At 61.2% G+C, this 5,906-nt stretch carries 6 protein-coding genes; 3 read left to right on the plus strand and 3 right to left on the minus strand.

Translation table 11 applies throughout. The annotated features are described in order from the left end of the window. Nucleotides 1–97: 97 nt before the first annotated feature. Together ACIREA_RS24835 and ACIREA_RS24840 are read right to left on the minus strand one after the other, a co-directional pair. Nucleotides 98–955, minus strand: a complete 858-nt coding sequence (locus tag ACIREA_RS24835; RefSeq protein WP_397385026.1) for an ABC transporter permease — start codon at nucleotides 953–955, stop codon at nucleotides 98–100. Then, nucleotides 952–2,058, minus strand: a complete 1,107-nt coding sequence (locus ACIREA_RS24840; RefSeq protein ID WP_397385027.1) for an ABC transporter ATP-binding protein — start codon at nucleotides 2,056–2,058, stop codon at nucleotides 952–954. Before ACIREA_RS24840 ends, ACIREA_RS24835 begins: the two co-directional genes overlap by 4 nt. A gap of 86 nt (nucleotides 2,059–2,144) precedes the next feature. Here ACIREA_RS24840 and ACIREA_RS24845 point away from each other — a divergent pair, with 86 nt between their 5' ends. Beyond that, complete coding sequence (locus ACIREA_RS24845; RefSeq protein WP_397385028.1) at nucleotides 2,145–3,371, plus strand: serine/threonine protein kinase; 1,227 nt, start codon at nucleotides 2,145–2,147, stop codon at nucleotides 3,369–3,371. Between the two features lie 125 nt (nucleotides 3,372–3,496). On the opposite strand, the gene ACIREA_RS24850 is transcribed toward ACIREA_RS24845, so the two are convergent. Beyond that, a complete protein-coding gene (locus tag ACIREA_RS24850; RefSeq protein ID WP_397385029.1) occupies nucleotides 3,497–4,738 on the minus strand; it encodes a di-heme oxidoredictase family protein in 1,242 nt (413 codons plus the stop codon). 105 nt (nucleotides 4,739–4,843) lie between these two features. Here ACIREA_RS24850 and ACIREA_RS24855 point away from each other — a divergent pair, with 105 nt between their 5' ends. Together ACIREA_RS24855 and ACIREA_RS24860 are read left to right on the plus strand one after the other, a co-directional pair. Continuing rightward, nucleotides 4,844–5,203, plus strand: coding sequence for a DUF3147 family protein (locus ACIREA_RS24855; protein ID WP_397385030.1), 360 nt, complete (start codon nucleotides 4,844–4,846; stop codon nucleotides 5,201–5,203). Between the two features lie 37 nt (nucleotides 5,204–5,240). After that, on the plus strand, nucleotides 5,241–5,906 hold a 666-nt coding region (locus tag ACIREA_RS24860; RefSeq protein WP_397385031.1), incomplete at its 3' end, for a Gfo/Idh/MocA family protein.

A 5,906-nucleotide genomic window follows, 5' to 3' on the forward strand; every position in this document is an offset into this window, starting at 1 on the left:
CGCGAAGCATTGAACGAATTCACCACCAGAACTCCCAGTGGCGCGAACAGAAACAGGATCACGCCAATCGTGATCACCGCAGGCAGCGAGGAGCGCTTCATTCCGCCTCCTTTCTGCCAAACTGCTGCCACAGCACGATCACGACCATGGGTACCAGTACCGCAAGCATCAGCCCGCCCGCCAAGGCGCTGGCATGCGGCAGATTGCGGTCTGAAAACACACGCTGGGCGATCTTGCTACCGAGCATTTCATCCGAGGTGCCACCCACCATCTGCGGGATGACGTACTGCCCCAGACAGCAGACAAAGACCATGACCGCTGCAGAAATGATGCCTCGGCGCACACCGGGAACGAATACCTTGGAAAACGCACGCCACGGCCCGGCTCCGAGATCCCTCGCAGCATCCAGCAGGCCAAAGTCAAACTTCTCCGCCGCAGCGTAGAGAGGCAGGATCGCGAACGGCAGCTGCGTGTAAACAAGCACCAGCAGCACCGTGCCCACATGGTTCAGCAGCACGGCATTCTCTGGAATGAGATGCAGCCCGATCAGCAGCTTCGTCAGCGGCCCTTCGGGATGCAGCAGGGATTTCCACGCAAAGATGCGGATCAGGAAATTCGAGAGAAACGGGATGACCACGAGCAGCAGCAGCACCTGCCGCATGCGCTGCCCGGCACGCGCCATCTGAAAGGCCACCGGCAGCGCCAGCGCCAGACAGACCATGGTGGTCGCTCCGCTGAGCCAGAGAGTTCGCCACAGGATGGGCAGGTAGGCAGGATCCTGCACTTCTCGCAGTGTGGCCAGCGTCCAGCCCGGCCCGACTCCTCCCTGCAAATCAGCCGGACGAAAGGCGGTGATGATAACCAGGATGGCCGGGATCACAAAAAACACGGCAAGCCATGTGAGAGAGGGCAATGAAAGCAGCCACTGCCTGTCGGGCCGGGATTCAGTGCTCATGCCGCCGCCTCCAGCCGTACGACGCGGCCTTCATCCGGGTGAAAACTCATCCACACTTCCGCACCGCGTGCGGGATCAATCTCTCCGCCGCTGAAGCGGCTGCGCTGCAGCTGGGCCAGGATGCTGTGTTCACCCGCACGAATGCGGTAACGCGTGTGTGAGCCGAAATAGACCATGTCCTCCACCACTCCACGGAAGGCATTCACCCTCTCGCCACTCGACGGGCGGGTGAGTGTGAGGCTTATTTTTTCCGGCCTCACCATGAGACGCAGCGTTTGGTTCGCCGAGACCGCGCCATTGCTCAGCACCAGCGGACTGCCCAGCCCGTCCACCAGCACGCGCACGTAGCCTTCGTGCTGCACTTCGACCACGACCCCCGAGAAGAAATTGGCATCCCCAATGAAGGAGGCCACAAAGCTGCTGCGCGGTGTTTCATACAGATTCTCCGGCGAGTCCACCTGCTCCACCTTGCCCGCATTCATCACGGCGATGCGATCGCTCAGGCTCATCGACTCGCCCTGATCATGGGTGACGTAGATGAAGGTGGTGCCGACCTGCTCGTGGATCGTGTTCAGCTCCATGAGCATGTGCTGGCGGAGTTTGAGATCCAGCGCCGCCAGCGGCTCGTCGAGCAGCAGCACCTGGGGGCGGTTCACCAAAGCTCGCGCGATGGCCACTCGCTGCCGCTGCCCCCCACTGAGCTGGGCGGGGCGCTTGCGTGCGTGCTCGCTGAGTCGCACGAGTTCGAGCATGCGCTCCACTCCACTGCGAATTTCCTCACGCGGACGGCGGCTCATGCGCAGCCCGAAGGCGATGTTTTCCCACACGCTTAGATGCGGAAAGAGCGCGTAGTTTTGAAAAACCGTGTTCACCGGGCGCTGTTCGGGAGGCAGCGAGGTGATGTCCCGGCCCCCCACCAAAATTCTCCCACGGTCGGGCTGCTCAAACCCCGCGATCATCCGCAGCAGGGTAGTTTTGCCGCAGCCGCTGGGCCCGAGAAGGGAAAACGATTCCCCCTGCGCCACGGTCAACGCCACATCATCCACGGCACGCTGGGCGCCGAAGGTTTTGGAAACGTGATCAATAACGAGAAAATCTTCCATGCAGGGATGGGCAGGTACATTAGCGTGCAAATAATGGATGTGGCAAGAAGCTTGCGGGATTAGCTGGAACGGGCCAGCTTTACCGGATGTCCTCCCGTTTTGAAATTCTGCGTCCTCTGGAAGAGGACACCGCCAGCAAGCTATTGCTCGTACGCGACAACAAACGCGGAGATGAATTGCGGCTCAGGCGCTTCAAAACCAACAAACCAGAAGAAATTGAGGGCCTGCAGGAATTGTTCCGCCAGCTTGCCCCCCTGCAAAACCCGCACCTCGACAGGCTGATCGATTTCGGTTCCGACAAAGACGGCTTTTACACCATTGTGGCAGGGGTGCTGCCGGGAGAAACGTTGACCGAAGTGCTCGAACGCGGACCGCTCACCGAAAAGGAGTTTGAAACCGTGGCGCGGCAGCTCCTGGAGGCAGTTTCAGCCCTTCATGAAGACGCCATCGTCCACGGCAGCCTGCGGCCGGATTATGTACGCATCTCCGGCAAATCCGCCGCTGACTGGCAGGTGACACTGCACGGCTTTGGCCAGGGCTTCGCGGCTCGGAATGACAGCAATGAGGAACAAATCCGCGCCTACCGCTGCACCGCCCCCGAACAATGGCAGGACGGCACCACCCGCCGCCGCACCGACGTCTACGCCCTTGGCTGCATCCTATATGAAGCGCTCACCGCAAGACCTCCCTTTGACGGTCGCGCACTGAAGGAACTGCGGCTGAAGCACCTCGGCCATGATCTGCCCCCCCTGCAAAAACTCGCCTCACATGTCCCAAGCTGGATGTGCGCTTGGGTCATGCACCTCATCGCGGCAGACCCTGAGCAACGTCCGCGCAAGGCGGGTGCGGCCAAGGAATTGTTCGAGCGCCGTGAAGCGCCCAACCTGCCGGAACTGCCATCGACACGAGCCGAACTCGCCGAGAGCGCCCCTCCCCCGCCGCCACTCAATCTCGTCCAGCCGCAGGTTTCAGCACCTGTAGTCCTGCCCAATCCCCACCAAGGAGCGCGCAATGCGACCTCGAGCACGATCCCCATTTCCCCTGGAATGCATGTGGCTGCCAACAGGCCCCAACGCCCCACGGCAGCCCTGATGCCCGCACAGCGCAAAATCTCCGCGCCTATGCCGCGTAAACCTACGGCTCCGGCAGCCCAATCAACGGCCCTGGCAGACGCCATTGCCAAAATCAAAAGCAACAAGCCCATCGCGATCGCCGCAGCAGCGATCGTGCTCCTGCTGGCCATCTTCGTTCTGCCGCGCTGCGGCCAGAAGTCCGCCCCGGCGAAAGGCGGCGCGACGCAGAAACAGCGCTGAGCTGAAAATGTTGTTTTAAGCATAAGGCGAATGCAGGTGCTTTTTTGCGGCCAGTCAGTGAAAACGAATGAAGCAGGCATTGCTGCCTGCTTCACACCTTCCACCCATTACACGGACACACTCCATCAAATGGACATGAGGAAATCGATGAGCTGCTGCACCTGCTGCTTGTTAAGCTTCAGATAGCGGTCCTTGGAAGCCTTCGCTTCGCCATCGTGGGCTTCAATGGCTTCGTCGATTGTCGCAGCACGGCCATCATGCAGATAGGGGGCGCTGGCGCGCAGGCCCCAGAGCGGCGCGGTCTTCGTGTCACGCACATCCGCAGTGCCCTGGGCGATGCCGTCTCCCAGAGAGCCCATGTCATGCAGCAGCAGGTCGGAGAAAAGCCAGACTTCCTGCTGATTCAGCGCAGCCACCTTGTTCGGCCCGGTGATCATCAGCGGCACGTGACAGACAGCGCATCCGGTGTTCTGAAACACGCTGCGTCCGGCAGCCGCAGAATGGGTGGGAGGCAGGCGCGGCGGCGCGCCGAGGAAGCGCATGAAATCGGCCACGCGATCAATGTCTCCCCTGCCCGTGGCCGGATCGACCACGTCCTCAGGATCGACCACCGTGTCATACTGCGCGAGAAGCTGGGCGTTGCCGTTGGGTGCGTTTTCCACCGGAAACAGGCGGCTGGTGATGCCCATTTCATTCAGGTAGGCGTCACCCGCAAAGCTGATCAGCGTGGCCTGCTGGGCCTTCCAGCCAAAGCGCCCGATGTGGGTCTTGCCTGTGGCCGCGTCCGCCACCTTGGCCACCTTCCCCAGCACGCCATCAAGCGGTGTGCGCCGCACATTTCGCAGAATTTCCTGGTCAGGGATCGCCTCGATCAGCCCAAGGCCGAAGAGTGGCGTGGAATTGCGATGCGCCACCACATTGGCCTCCGGCGGGACCACCTCGTGCAGCACCGAATTGATCTCCATCTCCTGCTGCAACGAACCACCGAGCGCGGCGAGCGGATTAAACACGCCGTTTTCCGTGCGGCCAAAGCGCGTGACATTGATGGGACCCGCGCCGCCTGTGACCGGCGCGTTGTGACAAGTCACACAGGAGGAGCGGTTGAAGATGGGCCCCAGGCCGCCAGCCTCGGTTTCCGTATCTTCGAAGTCTTCTTTGCCATCGAGAAAGGTCGCCATCTGCGCCTTCGTGAGTCCCGGCAGAGCATCGCCAAACTGCGGCTTCATGCCGTTAGGTGGTGGTGAATGAGGATGAGGCGGATGCTGCGGGCGGTTTGGCGGATGCTTGGGTGGCTGCGCCATCACATGCAGCGCTAAGGGGCATGCCAGGGCAAGTGCGAGATATGAGGTGATGCGGATCGCTTTCATGACAAGTTTGGGTTGGCTGCTGTCACGCTTCTGCGTGATCTCGTTGACCGGAGAAATCCCGCACACCGAAAATCGTTACTCACATTTTACCATCCACCCACCGCCATGACTCTGAAGCTCATCCTCAAATACCTGCTCAGCGCGGGCATCATCACTCTGGTGAGCGAGATGGTGAAACGCAGCGACAAGCTCGGCGCGCTGCTGGCGGCCCTGCCGTTTGTCAGCCTCATCACACTCTTCTGGGTGCACTACGAAAGCGCGCCCGAAGTCCGGGCGCAGAAGACGTCAGACCACATGTACTACATCTTCTGGTATGTCCTCCCCACGCTTCCGATGTTTCTGCTCTTCCCGGCGTTCCAACGCTGGTGGGGCTTTCACGGCGCGCTGAGCGGTAGCGCGGTGCTGACTCTGCTGCTGTTTGCGCTGCTCCGCGCCATCACCGCACGCTTTGGTTTGATGCTGTGAACTTGACGGGAAGTAAGGGAGAGTGCTTCATCACGGCATGAACACCAACCACTGTCGCTGGGGCATCCTGGGTGCCGCTTTCATTGCCCGTAAAAACTGGCAGGCCATTCGTGATGCCGGCAATGCCACGCTGGTGGCGGTGGCCAGCCGTGATCTCTCACGCGCACAGGCCTTCATTGCGGAATGCCAGAGCAGCGCGCCACATGCGGCCCTGCCGGAGGCGATGGATGACTACGCGGTGCTCCTGGCACGCACGGACATCGATGCCGTGTACATCCCCCTCCCCACGGGCCTGCGCAAAGAGTGGGTGATCCGCGCCGCACAGGCCGGCAAGCATGTGCTGGTGGAAAAACCGGTGGGAGTGACCGCAGCGGATGTGGCGGAAATCATCGCCGCATGTGCCAAGCAAGGCGTGCAGTTCATGGATGGCGTGATGTTCATGCACGGGCGAAGATTGAAGCGCCTGCGCGAAGTGGTAGACCGCGACGTCGGCAAGGTGCGCAACATCGCCACGCAGTTCAGCTTCATGAGCGACGATGAATTTCAGCGCAGCAACATCCGCGCTCATGGCAAACTGGAGCCGCTGGGCTGCCTCGGCGACCTCGGCTGGTACTGCCTGCGCTTCACGCTCTGGGCCATGAACTATGCCACGCCCACTCAGGTGACGGGCCGCATCCACACGGAAACTCAGCAGACGGCCGAT

Source organism: Prosthecobacter sp., from assembly GCF_044373815.1.
Taxonomy (GTDB): Bacteria; Verrucomicrobiota; Verrucomicrobiia; order Verrucomicrobiales; family Verrucomicrobiaceae; genus Prosthecobacter.

Bases quoted from the DNA above. Each gene is read 5' to 3' on its own strand.
- ACIREA_RS24835 (WP_397385026.1), bottom strand. From the start codon at position 955: ATGAGCACTGAATCCCGGCCCGACAGGCAGTGGCTGCTTTCATTGCCC.
- ACIREA_RS24840 (WP_397385027.1), bottom strand. From the start codon at position 2,058: ATGGAAGATTTTCTCGTTATTGATCACGTTTCCAAAACCTTCGGCGCC.
- ACIREA_RS24845 (WP_397385028.1), top strand. From the start codon at position 2,145: ATGTCCTCCCGTTTTGAAATTCTGCGTCCTCTGGAAGAGGACACCGCC.
- ACIREA_RS24850 (WP_397385029.1), bottom strand. From the start codon at position 4,738: ATGAAAGCGATCCGCATCACCTCATATCTCGCACTTGCCCTGGCATGC.
- ACIREA_RS24855 (WP_397385030.1), top strand. From the start codon at position 4,844: ATGACTCTGAAGCTCATCCTCAAATACCTGCTCAGCGCGGGCATCATC.